The following is an 18,932-nucleotide window of genomic DNA, read 5'->3' as shown; positions in this document are numbered from 1 at the left end:
CCTTCCTCCCAGAATCCATTTTCAAGACTCTATTTTCTCGCCAAGGCACCAGGACCCCACGCCTTACTTGGCCTTCCAGCTGTCGGCATAGCCCGGCCACTCGGTCGCGGCCATGCCCTCGTAGACGTCAAGCGGGTCGCGGGTGTCGAGCATCACGGCGACCTCGTCGGTTTCCTTGCGCTCGAACTTCTGGGCGACCTCGTAGGCCTTCGGGTGCGGCCCGTGCGGGAAGCCCGAGGGATGATAGGTCACCATCCCCGGATGGATGTTGTCGCGTGAGAAGAACTGGCCGCGGTGATAGAACAGCACCTCGTCGTAGTCCTCGTTCGAATGATAATAGGGCAGCTTCAGCGCCTCCGGATCGGACTCGATCGGACGCGGCACGAAGGTGCAGATCACGAACCGCGCCGAGACCCAGGTGCAGTGCGCGCTGGGCGGCAGGTGGTAGCGGTGGCTCATCAAAGGCCGGATGTCGCGCCAGTTGATGCGCACCGGCGCCAGATCGCCGTGCCAGCCCACCGCGTCCAGTGGGTTGAACGGGTAGACCATGGCGTTGACCCGCCCCCGCTTCTTCACGCGCACGACCGTCTCGCGTTCGTTCTTCTGGCCCTGGAAGGCGTCGTCCAGCGCCGGCACGTCCAGCACCGCCGGGTCGAAGATCGCGTGCGTCCCGACCAGCCCCTTGTGCGGCAACTGGTAAGCGTCGTTGGTCGCCTCGATCATCAGCGCGGTGACCGGCCCATCGCTCTCCAGCCGCCAGGCGGTGTTGCGCGGCAGCACGACATAGTCGCCCTCGCGCACCTCAAGATGACCGTAGTCGCAGAACAGGTGCCCGCCGCCCTGGTGGAAGAACAGCAGGTCGTCGCCGTCGGCGTTGCGGACCAGATGCTCCATCTTCCCCTGGAAGCGCCACATCCGGACCTGCGTCGCCCCGTTGCCCATCAGCCGCACGGCGCTCAGCGGGCAGTCGGCAAGCTCTTCGGACCGGTTCAGGTCGAAGGCGCGCGGGCGCAGGTCGCCGTCGAAGCTGGTCCAACCGGTCGGAGGATGGGCGTGGTGCATCTGGGTCGCCGGGCCGAAAAAGCCCTCGCGCCCCATTTCGCGCTCATAGGTCCCAGCCGGCAGACGGACGTGGGCCTGACGGGTCGCGGTGCCCTCCACCCGCGGAAACGAGATCCAGTTCTTCATGGCGATCCTCCCAGATCGTGGTGGCCAGACGATTCATGGCGCGTGTCGGCCGACCACAGTTTAGTTTCATATGAAACAGTTGCAACAAGAAAATTTGCGCGCAGGATGGACGGACTTAACCGCTGGAACGGCGACGACTCATGCCCCAAGCCCGCCGCAAGCGTTCGGAGACCGCTCCCGGCGCTGCCACGCTGCACCTGACCCGCTTCCTGCCCTATCGGCTGTCGGTGCTGTCCAACACGGTCAGCCACACGGTGGCGAAGCTGTATGAGAAGCGCTTCGGCATCACGATCCCGGAATGGCGGATCATCGCCGTTCTGGGCGGCAGGGAGACGCTGAGCGCCGGGGAGATCGCCCAGCGCACCGCCATGGACAAGGTGCAGGTCAGCCGCGCCATCAGCCGGATGCTGGACTCCGCCCTGATCCTGCGTGAAGCGGGCGACACCGACCGCCGCAAGGCGCTGCTGACCCTGACGCCCAAGGCGCTGGACATCTACACGCAGATCGTGCCCCTGGCGCTCGCCTACGAGGATCAACTGACCCACGCCCTGACGGAGGAGGAAGCGGCCCTGCTCGACCGCCTCCTGACCAGGATGCAGGCCCAGGCCGACCAGCTTGCCTCCGCCCCGGAGCAGCGGCTGCCGAAGACCTGAACCGTCCGCTTTCACACCCCCTTGCGGGCGACGCGCAGCGCCTCCTTCAGCACCTCCATGTCGCCGATGTGGTTCGCCAGCAGCAAAACCAGCTTGGCGTTGACCATGTTGCTCTGCTCGGCGCTCAGGTCGCGATGCGTGTCGATCAGCGCCTCGTAGAAATCGTCCGGTTTCGCAATCCGGTTCTCGGTCACGAGCGTGGCCATGACTGTATCCTCCCAATCGTCTCTTACAGGCCGATTTACAGGCCGACGGCGCGGTTCAGCGCCGCGGCCAGCTTGTCCGCATCGAACGTCCGCCAGCGCCCGGCCACATGCTGGTCGGGGCGGATCAGGTAGAGCGTGCCCGGCGTGGCGTCGTACCGCTCCTCGAAGCGGCCGTTCACATCCAACAGTTCATTCGGCAGAGCCTCGCGGCGGCGGTTGGTGACGGCACGCCATGCGAACGGCACCGCCCCCTTGGCCAGAGCGTCCAGGCGCTCCGCCACCTCCGCCGGCACCGCGTCTCCCCCGGCGTAATAGAGCGCGACGAAGCCGCCGCCCAGCTTGTCCATCAGCCAGCCGGCCTGCCCCTGCGCTTCGACCGGAGCGTCCGTCGCCGGTGCGCCCGGTACCATGTTGCCCGCGAAACGGTCGCTGTCCGGCGTGTTCAACCGGCTGTCCACATAGGTCGTCGGCGTGGACAGACGGCCCGAGTTCACGAGCGACCGCGCGAAGGGGTGCTCCCCCGCCAGATTCAGCACGGCGTCCCGGAAGGTTCGGCTGACCTCGCTCTTGGGCGTGATGAAATCCGTGGAGCGCGTGGAGTTCAGCAGGTTCTCCTTGGCCGCCGCGACCCGCTCGTCCGAATAGGTGTCCAGCAGGCTGTCCGGCGCCACGCCGTCCATCACCAGCTTCAGCTTCCACACCAGATTGTCGGCGTCCGGCACGCCGGAGTTGGCGCCCCGCGCGCCGAAGGGCGAGACCTGATGCGCGCTGTCGCCCGCGAAGAAGACCCGGCCCTTGCGGAAATTCTCCAGCCGCCGGCATTGGAAGGTGTAGACGGAGACCCACTCCAGATCGAACGCCGTGTCCTCGCCCAGCATGGCCTTCAGGCGGGGGATGACGCGCTCGGGTTTCTTCTCCTCCTCCGGATCGGCCCCCCAGCCCAGTTGGAAGTCGATGCGCCAGACGTTGTCGGCCTGCATGTGCAGCAGGGTGGATTGCTTCTGGTGGAAGGGCGGGTCGAACCAGAACCAGCGCTCCGCCGGGAAATCCGCCTTCATCACCACGTCGGCGATCAGGAAGCGGTCCTGGAACACCTCGCCCACGAAATCGAGGTCCAGCATCTTGCGGATCGAGGACTTGGCCCCGTCGCAGGCGATCACCCAATCGGCCTCCAGCGCGTAGACGCCGTCCGGGGTCTCCACCTGCAACACCACATGGTCGCTCATCGGCTTCACGGACAGCACGCGCGACTTCCAGCGCAGATCGACCCGCTCGGTCTTCTTCGCGTCGGTGATCAGGTATTCTTCCAGATAATATTGCTGGAGGTTGATGAAGGCCGGGTTCTTGTGGTCCGGTTCCGGCAGCAGGTCGAACTGGTAGACCTGCTTGTCGCCGTGGAAAACCTTGCCGATCTTCCAGATCACGCCCTTGTCGATCATCCGCTGCGCGGAGCCCAGCCGGTCCCACACCTCCAGCGCCCGCTTGGCGTAGCAGACCGCGCGGCTGCCGATGCTGACCGTGTCGTCGTCGTCCAGCACGACCACCGGCACGCCTTTCTGGGCGAGGTCGATGGCGGCGGTCATGCCGACCGGCCCGGCCCCGACCACCACGACGGGATGGCGCTTGACGGTCCCGGTGCGCTGCTCCTCCGATGGTGTGTAGGCGAATTTCGGGTAGCTGTAGGTCGAGTGCATGGTGCGTTTCCCCCGATGTATCCTTATTTGTTTCTGATGATACTGTTTCAAATGATACTTTTCAAACGGAAAGACCCGCGCGCCGGAGGGTTATTGCCCCCTCCCTCCCCGGTGGAACGGAAAGGGAGGGGACACCCGCAACCTTACCCCTTCGGCCGCAGATCCCGTACGCGCTTCGCCTTGCCCTGCGAGCGCTCGATGGCGCCGGGATCGACCACCTCGACCGCCGTGGTGATGCCGATCAGCGACTTGATCCGGTGTTGCAGGTGCTTAGCATACGCCTTGCGGTCGCCGCCGGCGTGGTGCGGCTCCGTCTCGACCCGGACCGCCAGATTGTCCATATGCCCGTCGCGCGACACGACCAGCTCGTAATGGGGCGCGAACATCGGTTCCTTGCAGATCAGCTCCTCGATCTGCGTCGGGAAGACGTTCACGCCGCGGATGATGAGCATGTCGTCCGACCGCCCGGTGATCTTGTCGATGCGCCGCATGCTGCGCGAGGTCGGCGGCAGCAGCCGCGTCAGGTCGCGCGTGCGGTAGCGGATCATCGGCAGACCTTCCTTGGTCAGCGTCGTGAAGACCAGCTCGCCATATTCGCCGTCCGGCAGGACCTCGCCCGTCTCCGGGTTGATGATCTCCGGATAGAAATGGTCTTCCCAGATGACCGGACCGTCCTTGGTCTCCACGCACTCGCTGGCGACGCCCGGCCCCATGATCTCCGACAGGCCGTAGATGTCCACGGCGTCGATGCCGAACTTCTGCTCGATCTCCGCCCGCATGGCGTTGGTCCAGGGTTCGGCGCCGAAGATTCCGACCCGCAGGGCGGTCTGCCAAGTCTTCATGCCCTGGCGTTCCATCTCCTCCGCGATGTTCAGCATGTAGGAGGGGGTGACCATGATGACGTTGGGCTCGAAATCCCGGATGAGCTGGACCTGCCGTTCCGTCTGGCCGCCGCCCATGGGGATGACGGTGCAGCCCAGCCGCTCCGCCCCGTAATGGGCGCCGAGCCCGCCGGTGAACAGCCCGTAGCCGTAGGACACATGCACCCGGTCGCCACGCCGCCCGCCCGCCGCGCGGATGGAACGCGCCACCAGATCGGCCCAGTTGTGGATGTCGGCGTCGGTGTAGCCGACCACCGTCGGCTTGCCCGTGGTGCCGCTGGAGGCGTGCAGGCGCACCAGCTCGGTCATCGGCACGGCGAACAGGCCGAACGGATAGGTCTGGCGCAGATCCTCCTTCACCGTGAAGGGGAACAGCGACAGGTCCTTCAACTCCTTGAAGTCGGCGGGGGTGACGCCCTTCTTCTGGCATTTGGCCCGGAAATGCGCGACGTTGGCGTAGGTGTGCTGCAGCGACCATTTCAGCCGCGAAATCTGCATCGCGGTGATCTCGTCCCGGCTGGCCGTCTCGTAATGGTCGAGCTCGTGCTGCAGCGGTGTGTTCAGCATCAACATGGCGTTTCTCTCCCGAGGCTGCGTTCCTGGCCGGTTTTTGTTTTGTTGGCCCTGCGAATTTATATGGGGGTGCGGTCAGTCGCGCTCCAGCATCAACGCGATGCCCTGCCCCACCCCGATGCACATGGTACAGAGCGCGCGGCGCGCCTTGCGAGCCTCCAGTTCGACCAGGGCCGTTCCGGCCAGCCGGGCGCCCGACGCCCCCAGCGGGTGGCCGAGCGCGATGGCCCCGCCGTTGGGGTTCACATGCTCCGCGTCGTCCGGCAGCCCGAGCATCCGCAGCACCGCCAGCGCCTGCGCCGCGAAGGCTTCGTTCAGCTCGATCACGTCGACGCCGCCGACCGGCACGCCCAGCCGCTCCAGAAGCTTCCGCGTCGCCGGAGCCGGCCCGATGCCCATGACGCGCGGCGGCACCCCCGCCGTGGCGAGCCCCGTCACCCGCGCACGCGGCGTCAGGCCATAGCGGCGCACCGCCGCCTCCGACGCCACCAGCAGCGCCCCCGCCCCGTCGTTGACGCCTGAGGCGTTGCCGGCGGTCACCGTCCCGCCCTCCTTCCGGAACGGCGTCCCCAGCTTCGCCAGAGCCTCCAGCGTCGTGTCGGGGCGCAGATGCTCGTCCCTGTCGATAACTTTGGGGTCGCCCTTCCGCTGCGGGATCAGCACCGGCACGATCTCCCGCGCGAACCGCCCGGTTTCCTGCGCCCGCGCCGCCCGCTGCTGGCTGCGCAGCGCGAAGGCGTCCTGATCCTGCCGGTTCACGCCGTAATCGGTGGCCACGTTCTCCGCCGTCTCCGGCATCGAATCGATCCCGTAGGCCGCCTTCATCCTCGGGTTCACGAAGCGCCAGCCGATGGTGGTGTCGAACATCTGCGCCTCGCGGGAAAAGGCGCCGTCGGCCTTGCCCATGACGAAGGGCGCGCGGGTCATGCTTTCCACCCCGCCCGCGATGACGAGGTCCGCCTCGCCGGCCTTGACGGCGCGCGCCGCCATGCCCAGCGCGTCCAGCCCCGACCCGCACAGCCGGTTCACGGTCGTCCCCGGCACCTCCACGGGAAGGCCCGCCAGCAGCGCGGCCATGCGGGCGACGTTGCGGTTGTCCTCGCCCGCCTGGTTGGCGCAGCCGAGGATCACGTCGTCCACGGCGGCCCAGTCCACGCCCGCGTTGCGCTCCATCAGAGCCCTGATCGGCACGGCGGCCAGATCGTCCGCCCGCACCGGCGCGAGCCCCCCGCCATAGCGCCCGAACGGCGTGCGAACCGCGTCGCAGAGGTAGGCTTCGGTCATGTGTTCCCTCCCAACATTCTTCCTTGTTGCCCCCCATCCCTCCCCCGCTTCGCGGGGGAGGGATGGGGGGGCACCCGCTTACACCGCCACGACCTCGCCCTGGATGCGCATGGACTGGCCGCGGAAGACGCCGATGACGGCGCCCTCCTGGTTGGTCACGGTCGTGTCGTAGACGCCGGCCCGGCCGCGCTTGTGCACCTCGCGGCATTCCGCCGTCAGCACGTCGCCCAGCTTCGCCGGGGCCGGGAACACGATGTTGCAGGCGGCGGCCACGGTGACCTCGTTGCCGGCGTTGCAGGCGTAGGCGAAGGCCGTGTCGGCCAGCGTGAAGGTCATGCCGCCGTGGCAGATGTCGTGACCGTTCACCATGTCCTTGCGCACGGTCATGGTCATGCGGGCGTAGCCCGGCGCGATCGCCACCAGTTCGATCCCATGGGCGATGGCGCAATGGTCGCGCTCGTACATGCCCCGTCCGACCGCCTCGGCGATGGCCTGCGCCCTGTTCGTCTCAGTCATGAAAGAAGGTTCCTCCCCATACTTTGCGGCGCAGCAGCGCCGAGGCGCGGTAGCGGTCCTCGCCATAGGTCCGGTTGAGCGCGTCCAGCACGTCCACCACGAGGTCGAGCCCGATGCTCTCGGCCCAGGCCAGCGGCCCCAGCGGGTAATTCACGCCCTTGGTCATCGCGGTGTCGACGTCGGCGGCGCTGGCGACCCCCTGAAGCACCGCGTCCGCCGCCTCGTTCGCCAGCATGGCGACGGTGCGCATGACCAGAAGGCCCGGCAGGTCGTCCAGAACGGACACGCGCTTGCCCAGCGCCTGGAACAGCCCCGCCGCCGTCGCGACGGACCCGCGCGCCGCCCCATCCGCCGCCGCGATGGCGATGCGGGAGGCCCCCGCATAGTCCCGCGCCAGATCGAACAGGACCACGTCCTTCCGCCCGATGTCCGCCGCGTGCCGGGTGGCGCTGCGCCCGTCGGTCAGGGTCAGCGTCACCCCGTCCACCACCAGCCGCCCGATGGGGTGCCCCGGTCCGGGCTCCGGCAGTTCCTCCACCGCGATGCCCGCCTCGCGGATCATCGCCAACAGCCCGTGCGCCGGCCCGAGATGCCCTTCCACCGACACCCGCGACGGCCTGGGAGCCTCCGGCGCGTCCTTCGCCCGCGCCGTCTCCGCCCCCGCTCCGTACTGGTAGAATCCGCGCCCGGTCTTGCGGCCCAGCCGCCCCGCCTCCACCAGCTCCTGCTGGATCAGCGAGGGTTGGAAGCGCGGATCGCCGAAATAGGCCGCGTGCACCGACCGCGTGACCGCGAAGTTCACGTCATGGCCGATCAGGTCCATCAACTCGAACGGCCCCATGCGGAAGCCGCCGCAGTCGCGCATCACGGCGTCGAGCGTCGCCGGGTCCCCCGCCTGCTCCTGCAAGGCCCGCAAGCCTTCGGCGTAGAAGGGCCGCGCCACCCGGTTGACGATGAATCCCGGCGTGGAGCGGGCAAACACCGGGCTTTTCCCCCAGTCCTTCGCCGTGGCGAACAGCGTCTCCGCCACCGCCCGGTCCGTCGCCAGCCCGCTGACGATCTCGACGAGGGCCATCAGCGGCGCGGGATTGAAGAAGTGCAGGCCCGCGAACCGCTCCGGCCGTTTCAGCGGCGCGGCAATCGCCGTCACCGGCAGGGACGAGGTGTTGGTGGCGAGGATCGCCTCCTCCCCCACGATCCCCTCCAGGTCCCGGAACAGCCCGCGCTTGACCTCCAGATCCTCGACGACGGCCTCGACGACCAGCGCCGCGGGAGCCAGCGCCGCCAGCCGCTCCACCGGCTCCAGCCGCCCGAGCAGGGCGACCCGGTCCTCCTCGCGCATCCGGTCCTTGGCGACCAGTTTGGCGAGCGCGTCGGCGATGCCGTCCATCGCCCTGGCCGCCGCCCCCTCCCGCGCGTCGAACAGCAGCACCCTATGCCCGGCGGTTGCCGCCACCTGCGCGATGCCGGCCCCCATGGCGCCGCAGCCGACCACGGCCACGGTCGCCGAACGGTCCAGCGCCTTGGAATTTTCCCGGGGCATCACTTGCCCTCGAATCGGGGCGCCCGCTTCTCCAGGAAGGCGGCGACGCCCTCGCGGTAATCGGCGGTGCGGCCGGCGGCGCGCTGAAGGTCGCGCTCCAGGTCCAACTGCTCGTCCAACGTGTTGGTGGTGGAGGCGTGGATGGCCTTCTTGATGAGGGCCAAACCCCTGGTCGGCTGGGCCGCCAGCGTCCGGGCCAGCGCCGTCGCGGCCGGCATCAGCTCCGCGTCATCCACCGCCTTGTGGATCATACCGAGCCGCTCGGCCTCCTCCGCCGTCACCTTTTCTCCCAGCATCGCCAGGGCCATCGCCCGCTGCGTGCCGACCAGCCGGGGCAGGAACCATGTTCCGCCCGAATCGGGGACCAGCCCCAGCTTGCAGAAGGCCTGGATGAAGCTCGCCGACCGTCCCGCCAGCACGAGGTCGCAGGCGAAGGCGATGTTCGCTCCCGCCCCCGCCGCCACGCCGTTGACCGCCGCGACGACCGGCATCTCCAGCGCGCGCAGCGTGCGGACCAGCGGGTTGTAGTTCGCCTCGATGGATTGGCCAAGGTCCGGCATCTCCTGCCCCGGCGCGACCGCCCGGTCGGACAGGTCCTGCCCCGCGCAGAAGCCGCGCCCCGCGCCGGTCAGCAGCAGGCAGCGCACGGATTCGTCGTCCTTCACGCGGGACAGCGCGTCGCGCACCTCCGCGTGCATGGCGCTGGTGAAGCTGTTGAGCTTGTCCGGGCGGTTCAGCGTCAGCGTCGCCACGCCGTCCGCCACCTCGAACAGGATGCTGGCGTAGCTCATCGGCGGACTCCCGCCGTGAAGAGGTGCGTTTCCATTCCCTAATCGTCCCTTCGTTGGGGCCGTTCTTGCCGTATCGATATGATACAGTTTTATGCGCACTGTGCGCTTGGTTGTAATATGTCATCGGCGGCGCGGTATGGGCAAGCGGGAAGACGCTTTTCCAGCATCCCCACCCGTTAGGGCCGGGACGAAGGGATACAGAACAACAGTCATACTCCAAAAATCGGTATCACTACCCGGCGGCCTTGGTTTAAGGTCCGGCCATGGCTGAGATCCTGATCGTCGTCGGCTCGGAGTCCGGAAACGCCCACCTCGTCGCCGAATGCGTGCGCGACGCGCTGGCGCGCGCCGGCCACGGCGCCACGCTTTCCACCGGCCAGGGCTGCGCCGACCTGCGGTTGCCCGACCGTGGGGTGCTGTTGGTCTGCACCTCGACCCACGGCCATGGCGACTGGCCGGACAACATCGCCCCCTTCGTCCGCAGCCTGGACGAGACCCGCCCGGACCTCTCGCGCCTGCGCTATGGCGTCATCGCGCTCGGCGACCGCACCTATCGCGACACCTTCTGCCTCGCCGGCCGCCGCCTGGACGAGGCGTTGCGCCGCCTGAGCGCCACCCGTCTCGGCGAGCGCCTGGAGATCGACGCCTGCCAGCAGCCGCTGCCGGACGAGGACGCGCTGGCGTGGCTCGAAAGCTGGACCGCCTTGCTGAACGCCCCGGCGGCCCACCACAACGAAAACAACCAACACGAAGAAACCCGGAGGAGATGCCCGTCATGACCACCCCGCAGGAGCTGTTCGAGCGCCACCGCGCCACCCTGGATCAGGCCGTCGCCGCCTCGCGCCAGCGCGGCTATTGGTCGCCCTTCGCCGAGATGCCGAGCCCCCGCGTCTATGGCGAGACCGCCGCCGCGGACGGCGAGACCGCCTTCAAGGCACGCCTGAACAAGCTGTTCCATCTGGACCAGCCCGCCGCCGGCGGCTTCATCGGCGCCGAACGCTCGCCCTTCGGCTTCGACCTCGGCGTGACCTATCCGAAGCCCGACCTGGACGCCCTGCTCGCCGCTGCGAAGACCGCCATGCCCGGCTGGCGCAAGGCCGGCCCGGACGGACGGGCGGGGGTCTGCGTGGAAATCCTGACTCGCCTGAACGCGCGCAGCTTCGAGATCGCCAACGCCGTCCAGCACACCACCGGCCAGGCCTTCATGATGGCCTTTCAGGCCGGCGGCCCGCACGCCCAGGACCGCGGCCTCGAAGCCGTCACCTACGGCTGGAAGGCGATGACCGATCAGGTCCCCTCCGCCCGCTGGGAGAAGCCGCAGGGCAAGAATCCGCCGCTGGTCATGGACAAGGTCTTCGAGGTGGTCCCGCGCGGGGTGGCCGTGATGATCGGCTGCGCCACCTTCCCGACCTGGAACGGCTATCCGGGCCTGTTCGCCAGCCTCGTCACCGGCAACGCCGTGATCGTGAAGCCGCACCCGGCGGCCATCCTGCCGCTCGCCATCACGGTGGAGATCTGCCGCGCGGTCCTCGGCGAAGCCGGCCTCGACCCCAACCTCGTCACCCTCGCCGCGGACAGCGCCGACGCGCCCATCGCCAAGGACCTCGCCACCCGGCCCGAGGTCGCGCTGATCGACTTCACCGGCTCCAGCGAGTTCGGCAACTGGCTGGAGCAGAACGCCCGGCAGGCCCAGGTCTTCACCGAGAAGGCCGGCGTCAACACGGTCGTCATCGACTCGACCGACGACCCGAAGGGCATGGCGCGCAACCTCGCCTTCTCGCTGTCGCTCTATTCCGGCCAGATGTGCACGACCCCGCAGGTGATCTTCGTGCCGAAGGACGGCATCAGGGCCGGCGGCGAACCGCTGTCCTTCGATCAGGTCGTCCAGGCCATCGCCGGCGCCACCGACAAGTTCCTGTCCGACGCCGAGCGCGCCGTCGAGGTGCTGGGCGCCATCCAGTCCGACGCCACCCTGAAACGCCTTCAGGACGCCCACGGCCTCGGCGCCGTCGCCCTGGCCTCCCGCAAGCTGGACCACCCGAAGTTCGCCGACGCCCGCGTCCACACGCCGCTCATCCTCGTCCTCGACGCCAAGGACGAGGAGGCGTACGGCCAGGAACTCTTCGGCCCCATCTCCATGATCGTGAAGGTGGACGGCACCGAAGACGCCCTGGCCCGCGCGACCACCCTCGCCCGCGGCAAGGGCGCGCTGACCGCCGCGCTCTACAGCACCGACCGGAACACCATCGCCGCGGCCCAGGACGCCTTCACCGAGGCGGGTGTCGCCCTGTCCGTCAACCTGACCGGCGGCGTGTTCGTCAACCAGTCGGCGGCCTTCAGCGACTTCCACGGCACCGGCGCCAACCCGGCCTGCAACGCCGCGCTGTGCGACCTCGCCTTCGTGGCGGGCCGCTTCCGCGTCGTCCAGACCCGCGTTCCGGCCGCCGCATGACGGGCCTGCGTCCGAAGGTTTACGCCATCGACGGCGTGGTGCCGGTGGTCCACCCGACCGCCTTCGTGCACCCCTCCGCCGTTCTGATCGGCGACGTGATCGTGGGGGCCGGCTGCTACGTCGGCCCCTGCGCATCCCTGCGTGGCGACTTCGGCCGCATCATCCTGGAGGACGGCAGCAACGTGCAGGACAATTGCACGCTCCACGCTTTCCCCGGCCATGACGCGGTGGTGGAGGTGGACGGGCATGTCGGCCACGGGGCGGTCCTGCACGGCTGCGTCGTGAAGCGCGGCGCGCTGGTCGGCATGAATGTGGTGGTCATGGACGGCGCGGTGATCGGCGAGCAGTCCATCGTCGCCGCCATGGCCTTCGTGAAGGCTGGATTCGCGGTGCCCCCGCGCACCCTGGTCGCCGGCCTCCCCGCCAAGGTGATCCGCGATTTGCGCGAGGACGAGATCGCCTGGAAGGCGGAGGGAACGACGGAGTACCAGCGCCTGACCGCCCGCTCCCTCGCCACCATGGTCGAGTGCGATCCCCTGACCGAGGAGGAACCCAACCGCCCGCGCGTCGAGGGCGGGGACACCCAGCCGCTGCACAAGGTGAAGGCGTAGGTTCCGGAGCCCCGCGCGGAAGGCGCGGGGCTGGATGGAAGGCGACCCCGGCGGCGCCTCCCGGTCAGGCGCCTCCCGGTCAGGCGCCTCCCGGTCGGATACCTCCCGGTCAGGCGACCAGGAAGCCGGCGCCCACCGGGTCGTTGCGGTCGATGACCCAGCGCGCGGTGCCGAGGATGCTGGCGGTGCCCTTCACGGTCGGGCGCACGGCGCGGACGCCGTTCAGGCGGGTCTCGCCGAGCAGGCTGCCCTCGAAGGTGCCCGTGCCGAGCAGCCCCTCGGAGCGGATGGTATCGCCGATCGCCATCTTTCCGCGCGCCTCGAACATCGCCATCATCGCGCTGGTGCCGGTGCCGCCCGGCGAGCGGTCGAGCTGGCCGGCGCTGAACACGTGGACGTTCTTGTAGAAGGCGCCCTCGATGGTCGGCTCGTGCCAGAAGGTCACGAAGTTGAAGTTGTTGATGTGGGCCGACGCCGGGTGCTGGATCGCCACCTTGCGGCGGAGCTGCTCGCGCGCCAGGATGCCGTAATGCGACAGGGCGGTGCCGTTCTCCGCCCCGATGCGCAGCGACGTGCCGGTCAGGTCGATGATGCCGAAGTAGTTGCCGCCCCACACGATGTCGGCCTTCAGCGGGCCGATCTCCGGCAGTTCGAACTCCACGTCCTGCGCGGCGACGTAGGCCGGGACGTTCTCGAAGCGGGTCCACAGCACCCGGTCGCCCTCATGCGCCACCTCGGCAACGACGAGGCCGGCGGTGGTCTCGAAGCGGATGGTGGTGCGCCCGTTCTCGCCGCGGCGGACGAGGCCGTTGGCGACCATCGCCATGGCGACGGCGATGGTTCCGTGGCCGCACATGTGGGAATACTGGGTGCCGTCGATGTAGATCAGGCCGGCGTCGCAGTCCGGGCCGGACGGCGGGGTCAGGAAGACGCCGAACATGTCCTTGTGGCCGCGCGGCTCGCGCATCAGGGCTTCGCGCAGCCAGTCGTAATGGGTCTCCAGGAACTGGCGCTTCTCCAGGATGCTGGAGCCCGGCGGATAGGGGATGCCGCTGTGGATGATGCAGAGCGGCTCGCCCTCGGTGTGGGTGTACAGGACATCGAATGCGTCTTGCATGCGCATGGAAGGACCCTTTCGTGGATCGGATTCAGAGATTGATCGGGGGATGAAGCGGGGGGTGCCGGGACCGGCGGTCAGCGCCGGTCCGACAGAAGGTGCAGCCCGACGGTGAGGTCGAGGATGACGATCGCCAGAGCCGCCACGCCGATGGTGATGGAGGACACCGCGGCGATGACCGGGTCGATCGTGTACTGGACGTAGTTGAACAGCTTGACCGGGATGGTCGTCATCTCCGCCGTGGTGTTGAAGATGCTCAGCTCGACGTTGATCCAGGAGGAGATGAAGGCGAAGATCGCGCCGCTCGCCAGCCCGCTGCGGATCTGCGGCAGCGTGACGAGGAAGAAGGTTTCCATCGGGCGGGCGCCGAGGTCCGCCGACGCCTCCTCCAGCGCCCGCTGCTCCGGCGTCAATTGCGGCAGGACGGAGCGCAGGACGAAGGGCATGACGATCACGATGTGCCCGACCAGCAGCGCCGTGAAGCTGCGCATCAGGCCCAGCGCCGCGCAGTATTGCAGCAGGGCCGCACCCAGAACGACATGCGGCAGGACCAGCGGCGACATCAGCAGCGACAGCAGGAACCGCTTGCCGGGAAACTCGCAGCGGGCGATGGCCAGCGCCGCCGGCACGCCGAGCAGCAGGGCCGCCGCCGTGGCGACCAGGGCCAGCAGGGTGCTGGTGCCGAAGGCCGCCAGATAGGAGGTGTCGGCGAGCATCCGCCCGTACCAGTCGAGCGTCAGCCCCTGCGGCGGGAAGGCGAGGTAGCTGGTGGCCGTGAAGGAGGAGCCGACGATGACGAGGAGCGGCAGGATCAGGTAGGCCATGACCGACCAGGAGACGACCCGCAGGAGAAGCCGTGCGATCATCGGGCGGCCCTCCCCTTCGCGTCGGCCCCGGCGTTGCCGATCCAGCCGGCCAGACCGACCAGGACCAGCGTCATGACCAGCAGCGTCATGCTGAGCGCGCCGCCGTAGTTCACGTCGAAGACGGTGCTGTATTGTTGGAAGATCAGCATGGGAAAGACCGTGATCTTGCCGCCGCTCAGCAGAGCCGGCGTGACGTAGGCGCTGACGGCCAGGGTGAAGACCATGACGATCCCCGACATCAGCCCCGGCAGGCAGAGCGGAAAGGTGACCGTCCGGAAGGTGTCGAAGGGCGTGGCGCCGAGGTCGGAGGAGGCGTCTTCCAGCGCCGGGTCCACCGCCGCCAGCGCGTTGCCGACCGCCAGCACGATGAAGGGCAGCAGGATGTAGACCAGCCCGATCACGATGCCCAGTTCGGTGCCGAGAAAGCGCATCGGGCGGTCCAGGATGCCGGCCCCGACCAGCGCGTCGTTGACGAGGCCGTTGCGCCCCAGCAGGACCATCCAGCCGAAGGAGCGGACAATGTTGCTGGTGAACAGCGGCAGCACCAGCAGGATGACGCAGGTCCGCCGCAGCGCCCGCGACTTGACCACCCGCACCAGATAATAGGCCAGCGGGTAGCCGAGCAGCGCGCAGGCCGCCGTGGTCAGCCCGGCGATGCGGAAGGTCGCCGCCAGCACGTCCCAGTGATACTGGTCGAGCAGCACCCGCGCGTAGTTGCCGAGCGACGGCACGCCGCCGGCCATCAGGCTGGACGACACGACGACGATCATGGGAACGGCGAAGAAGGCCACGAAGAAGGCGACCGGGGCCGCCAGCAGGGGCAGGGCTCGGTTCATGGCTGCGCTCATGGTCGTGCTCATGGTCCGGACCGGTGCGGGGCCGGCTCGGCGATGAGGTGGACGTGCCCCGGACGGAAGCCGACGAAGACCGGCGCCCCCGGATTCAGCCCCTTCCCCGCCATGCCCAGCCGGCGGCTGGCCAGCAGATGCTCGCCGACGCGCACCGTCACGACGGTCTGCCCCCCGGTGTCGATGACGTCCTCGACGAAGCCCTGGTCGGTGATGAGACCCGGCGCCTCCGGCTGGTCCAGCAGTTCGACATGCTCGGGCCGCAGAACCGCGGTGTAGCGTTGCCGCGCGTCGGCGCCGAGATGGGGCAGAAGCGCCGCCCCCACCCCCAGCCGCACCCCGGCGTCGCCTTCCGCCGTTCCCGGCAGCAGGTTGGCCTCACCGATGAAATCGGCGACGAAGCGGCTGGCCGGGCTGGTGTAGATGGTCCGCCCGTCGCCCACCTGCTCGATCACGCCACGGTTCATGACGACGATGCGGTTGGCCATGCTCATCGCCTCCTCCTGGTCGTGGGTCACGAACACGAAGGCGATGCCCAGCTTCTCCTGGAGATGCTTCAGCTCGATCTGCATCCGCTTGCGCAGCTTCAGGTCGAGCGCGCTCAGCGGCTCGTCGAGCAGGAGGAGCTTCGGGCGGTTGACGAAGGCCCGCGCCAGGGCGACGCGCTGCTGCTGGCCGCCCGACAGCTCCCGCGGGAAGCGCCCCGCCGCGGAGTCCAGCCCGACCAGCTCCAGCGCCTCGCGGGCGCGCTCCAGCGCCTCGCCCCGCGCCACCCCGTGACGGCGCGGCCCGTAGGCCACGTTGTCGAGGATGCTCATGTGCGGGAACAGGGCGTAGTGCTGGAACACCGTGTTCAGCGGGCGCCGGTGCGGCGGCAACCGCGTCACGTCCTCCCCGCCGATCCGGATGGTTCCGGAATCGGGGGAGAGGAAACCGGCGATGCAGCGCAGCAGGGTCGTCTTGCCGCAGCCGCTCGGCCCCAGCAGGGCGACGAACTCGCCGTGGGCCACGTCCAGCGACACGTCCCTCAGCGCGTGGTAGGCGCCGAAATGCTTGTCGATGGAACGGATGGAGAGCAGGGCGTCGGACATGGAAAGGCTCCCCGGCTGAGTGTCGGTCACTGGCGGGCGAGTTCGCGGTTCCAGGCGTCGGTGATCGCCGCGCGGTCCCGGTTGATGTCCGCCCAGTTGAAGAGCTGGAGATTCTTGACCGATCCGCCGACGCCCCAGGGCAGCTTGCGCTCCACCTCCGGCGACACGGACACGCCCTGCACCGCCGGACCGAGATAGAGCTTCTCCGCCAGACAGGCCGACGCCTGCGGGGTCAGGGCGGTGTCGATGAAGCGCTGGGCGTCGGCCTTGTGCGGGGCGTTCTTCACCAGATGCAGGCGGGCGTCGGTCGCCCACACGCCTTCCTTCGGCACGGTGAAGCCGATGGGCAGGCCCTTGTCCGCCAGATCCCAGGCGCCGACGTTGAAGTGCGCGCCGATGAGCGCCTCGCCGCTCTGGTAGGCGTTGCTGGCCGCGCCCGAGCTGTCGAAATAGAGCGCGGTCTTCAGCGTCTTCAGCTTCGCGAAGGTCTTGGACAGGTCGCCCGGCGGGTTGCCCCACATGCGGTTCAGGAACATGACGAAGGGCACGCCGGAGGAGTTGGCCGGCGACGGGATGGTCACCGCCTCCTCGAACTCCGGCTTCCACAGGTCGTTCCACGAGGTCGGCGGGGTCTTGACCTCCTTGGTGTTGTAGGTCAGGCCCAGCGAGTAGTAGCCGGAACCGACGGCGAAGATCGACCCGTCCGCCTTGTAGACCGCCTCCGGCTGCGCCTTCGACAGGTTCGGCACACCCGCCGGGTCGATGGCGTCCAGAACGCCCGCCGCCTGGGCCAGCTCGCTGATGCCGCCGTCCATGTAGGCGACGTCGAGCGTCGGCGCGTCCTTCTGCTGCTGCAGCTTGGCGAGCGTCACGGTCGAGGTGCCGATCTCCGGCACGACGCGGACGCCGGTCGCCTTGGTGAAGGGCTCGGCGACGCAGGTGCGGAAGGCATCGCCCCAGTTGCCGCCGTACCAGGCGACGCGGATCTCGCTCTGGGCCGCAGCCGGCAGGGCGAAAAAGGAAACGCCCGCCGCCAGGACGGCGGACAGGGCGGCAAAGCGGGTGGCGTTTCGGTTGGCGGCGCGCGGATGGGTCATGACCGGTTCCTTCGTGGTGTCGGTCCAGCGGGCGTCAGAGCCATGGTTCGTTCGAAAGCTAATTGTTCCAACGTATTTTCCGATAGAAGAATGCTGCCGAATCCTTGAATATTTCCGACATGCCGACCCCTCGACCCGACACGCCCGACGCTCCCGGACACGACGCCGTCCCCCTTTCCGACTCCGGGACCGCCCCCCGGTTGCGCATCGGTTTCGTCCTTCTCGACCAATTCACGCTGACCGCCTTTTCCGGCCTGATCGACGCGGTGCGGCTGGCGGCCGACCTCGGGGGACGCAGCCGGCAGATCGACGCGAGCTGGACGGTGATGAGCGTCGGCGGGCAGCCCCGGCGGTCGAGCTGCGGCGTGCTGGTCTCCCCCAACAGCGACCTGCTGGCCCCGGCCCCCTTCGATTACGTGGCGGTGTGCGGCGGCAACGACTACCGTAACGAGGTTCCGGGGCCGCTCACCGCCTATCTGCGGACGGTGGCGGCCCAGCGGGTGCGTCTTCTGGGCATCTGCACGGGCACCTTCGCCATCGCCCGCGCCGGCCTTGTCGGCACCCGCCGCGTCTGCGTGCACTGGAACGTGCTGGACACCTTCCGCGAGCGCTTCCCGACCGTCAACGCCTCGGTGGATCACCTGTTCATCGACGAGGGCGACCTGATCACCTGCGCCGGATCGACGGCGGCCATCGACCTCGGCCTCTACCTCGTGGGCCGGCACTGCGGCGGGCAGAAGGCGCGGCAGGCCGTCCGCCACATGATGCTTCAGGACATCCGCCCCGGCGCGCTGCCGCAGGCGCATTTCTACGCGAACCTGAACGGCGTGACCGACGCCCGCGTCCGTCAGGCGTCCCACTTCATCGAGCAGCGGCTGGACTCCCCGCCCTCCGTCGAGGCCATCGCCCGTTACGTCGGCGTCAGCGCCCGGCAGCTCGAACGCTCCTTCCAGGCGGCGCTGGGCGTCTCGCCGTCGGCCTTCCAGCGCCGGCTGCGCCTGGATTATGGCCGCTGGCTGCTGGAGCACACGCGCCGGACGATCACCGAGATCGCCTTCGACTGCGGCTTCGCCGACGCCGCCCATTTCTCGCGGGACTTCAAGACCCAGTTCGGCGAGATGCCCAGCCGGGCGCGCAAGGGAAAGTGCGAGGGCGACAAGCGCGAGGACGCCCCGCAGGCGCCGTGACGGCGGCACGACGGCCTTGCTGCGCGCGGATCAGCGGACGGCGAACAGCACCGGCACGTCGATGGTGGCCGGCTTGGGCGGGGGTGGGAACGGGGCGGCACGGGCCACCGTCTCCACCGCCGACCGCTCCAGCACCGCGATGCCGTTGCCGGACACCGCGGCGATGGTCTCCCCCGGAACGCTGCCGTCACGCCGCACCGTGAAGCGCACCTGCACCGTGCCGCCCAAACGGAGCCGCCGTGCCTCCGCCGGCACCGCAAGCCGGGCCTGAAGGCGCCTCCGCACCTCCTCCAGATAAGCCTGCATGGCGTCCGCCCCGTCGCCGCCCGCGTCG

General features: G+C 68.9%; 19 protein-coding genes. 5 read left to right on the top strand and 14 right to left on the bottom strand.

What is annotated here, in order from left to right; genetic code table 11:
* Positions 1-63: 63 nt before the first annotated feature.
* The gene (locus QSG27_RS08985) at positions 64-1,188 is read right to left on the bottom strand and encodes a homogentisate 1,2-dioxygenase (protein ID WP_306705289.1); all 1,125 of its coding nucleotides are present in this window, start codon (positions 1,186-1,188) and stop codon (positions 64-66) included.
* Between the two features lie 140 nt (positions 1,189-1,328).
* On the opposite strand from QSG27_RS08985, the gene QSG27_RS08980 reads away from it, so the two are divergent.
* A complete protein-coding gene (locus tag QSG27_RS08980) occupies positions 1,329-1,841 on the top strand; it encodes a MarR family winged helix-turn-helix transcriptional regulator (protein WP_306705288.1) in 513 nt (170 codons plus the stop codon).
* Between the two features lie 11 nt (positions 1,842-1,852).
* Here the strand turns inward: QSG27_RS08980 and QSG27_RS08975 are convergent, their stop codons facing one another.
* The 7 genes from QSG27_RS08975 to paaG form a co-directional block, all read right to left on the bottom strand.
* A complete protein-coding gene (locus QSG27_RS08975; protein ID WP_306705285.1) occupies positions 1,853-2,047 on the bottom strand; it encodes a DUF2783 domain-containing protein in 195 nt (64 codons plus the stop codon).
* Between the two features lie 35 nt (positions 2,048-2,082).
* On the bottom strand, positions 2,083-3,741 hold the full coding sequence (locus QSG27_RS08970; RefSeq protein WP_306705283.1) for an FAD-dependent oxidoreductase: 1,659 nt from the start codon (positions 3,739-3,741) through the stop codon (positions 2,083-2,085).
* Positions 3,742-3,884: 143 nt separating this feature from the next.
* Entirely contained in the window at positions 3,885-5,195 is a 1,311-nt protein-coding gene (gene paaK, locus QSG27_RS08965; RefSeq protein WP_306705282.1) for a phenylacetate--CoA ligase PaaK, read from the bottom strand.
* A gap of 75 nt (positions 5,196-5,270) precedes the next feature.
* A complete protein-coding gene (gene pcaF, locus QSG27_RS08960; protein WP_306705280.1) occupies positions 5,271-6,479 on the bottom strand; it encodes a 3-oxoadipyl-CoA thiolase in 1,209 nt (402 codons plus the stop codon).
* Positions 6,480-6,557: 78 nt separating this feature from the next.
* Positions 6,558-6,995: a hydroxyphenylacetyl-CoA thioesterase PaaI gene (gene paaI / locus QSG27_RS08955; RefSeq protein WP_306705278.1), complete on the bottom strand. Its 438-nt coding sequence runs from the start codon at positions 6,993-6,995 to the stop codon at positions 6,558-6,560.
* Positions 6,988-8,538, bottom strand: a complete 1,551-nt coding sequence (gene paaH / locus QSG27_RS08950; protein WP_306705276.1) for a 3-hydroxyacyl-CoA dehydrogenase PaaH — start codon at positions 8,536-8,538, stop codon at positions 6,988-6,990. The genes paaI and paaH overlap by 8 nt, the downstream gene beginning before the upstream one ends.
* Positions 8,538-9,329 carry a 2-(1,2-epoxy-1,2-dihydrophenyl)acetyl-CoA isomerase PaaG gene (gene paaG, locus QSG27_RS08945; protein ID WP_306705274.1) on the bottom strand — a complete coding sequence of 264 codons (792 nt, stop codon included), beginning with the start codon at positions 9,327-9,329 and terminating at the stop codon, positions 8,538-8,540. The genes paaH and paaG overlap by 1 nt, the downstream gene beginning before the upstream one ends.
* 263 nt (positions 9,330-9,592) lie before the next feature.
* Here paaG and QSG27_RS08940 point away from each other — a divergent pair, with 263 nt between their 5' ends.
* The 3 genes from QSG27_RS08940 to QSG27_RS08930 are packed head-to-tail and all read left to right on the top strand — an operon-like array spanning position 9,593 to position 12,392.
* Positions 9,593-10,108, top strand: coding sequence for a flavodoxin domain-containing protein (locus QSG27_RS08940; RefSeq protein WP_306705272.1), 516 nt, complete (start codon positions 9,593-9,595; stop codon positions 10,106-10,108).
* On the top strand, positions 10,105-11,781 hold the full coding sequence (gene paaN / locus QSG27_RS08935) for a phenylacetic acid degradation protein PaaN (protein WP_306705270.1): 1,677 nt from the start codon (positions 10,105-10,107) through the stop codon (positions 11,779-11,781). Before QSG27_RS08940 ends, paaN begins: the two co-directional genes overlap by 4 nt.
* Positions 11,778-12,392, top strand: coding sequence for a phenylacetic acid degradation protein PaaY (locus QSG27_RS08930; protein ID WP_306705268.1), 615 nt, complete (start codon positions 11,778-11,780; stop codon positions 12,390-12,392). The genes paaN and QSG27_RS08930 overlap by 4 nt, the downstream gene beginning before the upstream one ends.
* A gap of 109 nt (positions 12,393-12,501) precedes the next feature.
* Here the strand turns inward: QSG27_RS08930 and QSG27_RS08925 are convergent, their stop codons facing one another.
* The 5 genes from QSG27_RS08925 to QSG27_RS08905 form a co-directional block, all read right to left on the bottom strand.
* Complete coding sequence (locus QSG27_RS08925) at positions 12,502-13,515, bottom strand: proline racemase family protein (protein WP_306705266.1); 1,014 nt, start codon at positions 13,513-13,515, stop codon at positions 12,502-12,504.
* A gap of 71 nt (positions 13,516-13,586) precedes the next feature.
* On the bottom strand, positions 13,587-14,375 hold the full coding sequence (locus QSG27_RS08920; protein ID WP_306705265.1) for an ABC transporter permease: 789 nt from the start codon (positions 14,373-14,375) through the stop codon (positions 13,587-13,589).
* Positions 14,372-15,223, bottom strand: a complete 852-nt coding sequence (locus tag QSG27_RS08915) for an ABC transporter permease (protein WP_306705263.1) — start codon at positions 15,221-15,223, stop codon at positions 14,372-14,374. Before QSG27_RS08915 ends, QSG27_RS08920 begins: the two co-directional genes overlap by 4 nt.
* A gap of 8 nt (positions 15,224-15,231) precedes the next feature.
* A complete protein-coding gene (locus QSG27_RS08910; RefSeq protein WP_306705262.1) occupies positions 15,232-16,314 on the bottom strand; it encodes an ABC transporter ATP-binding protein in 1,083 nt (360 codons plus the stop codon).
* 26 nt (positions 16,315-16,340) lie between these two features.
* The gene (locus QSG27_RS08905) at positions 16,341-17,411 is read right to left on the bottom strand and encodes an ABC transporter substrate-binding protein (protein WP_306705260.1); all 1,071 of its coding nucleotides are present in this window, start codon (positions 17,409-17,411) and stop codon (positions 16,341-16,343) included.
* 119 nt (positions 17,412-17,530) lie between these two features.
* Between QSG27_RS08905 and QSG27_RS08900 the strand changes: the two genes are divergently transcribed.
* Positions 17,531-18,598 carry a GlxA family transcriptional regulator gene (locus tag QSG27_RS08900; protein WP_306705258.1) on the top strand — a complete coding sequence of 356 codons (1,068 nt, stop codon included), beginning with the start codon at positions 17,531-17,533 and terminating at the stop codon, positions 18,596-18,598.
* A 30-nt stretch (positions 18,599-18,628) separates the two neighbouring features.
* Here the strand turns inward: QSG27_RS08900 and QSG27_RS08895 are convergent.
* A partial coding sequence (locus QSG27_RS08895) for a TonB family protein (protein WP_306705256.1) occupies positions 18,629-18,932 on the bottom strand: 304 nt, incomplete at its 5' end.

The sequence above is a fragment of the Azospirillum isscasi genome (assembly GCF_030849505.1).
GTDB classification, from domain to species: Bacteria; Pseudomonadota; Alphaproteobacteria; order Azospirillales; family Azospirillaceae; genus Azospirillum; species Azospirillum isscasi.
This window is presented reverse-complemented; position numbering and strand designations above follow the sequence as displayed.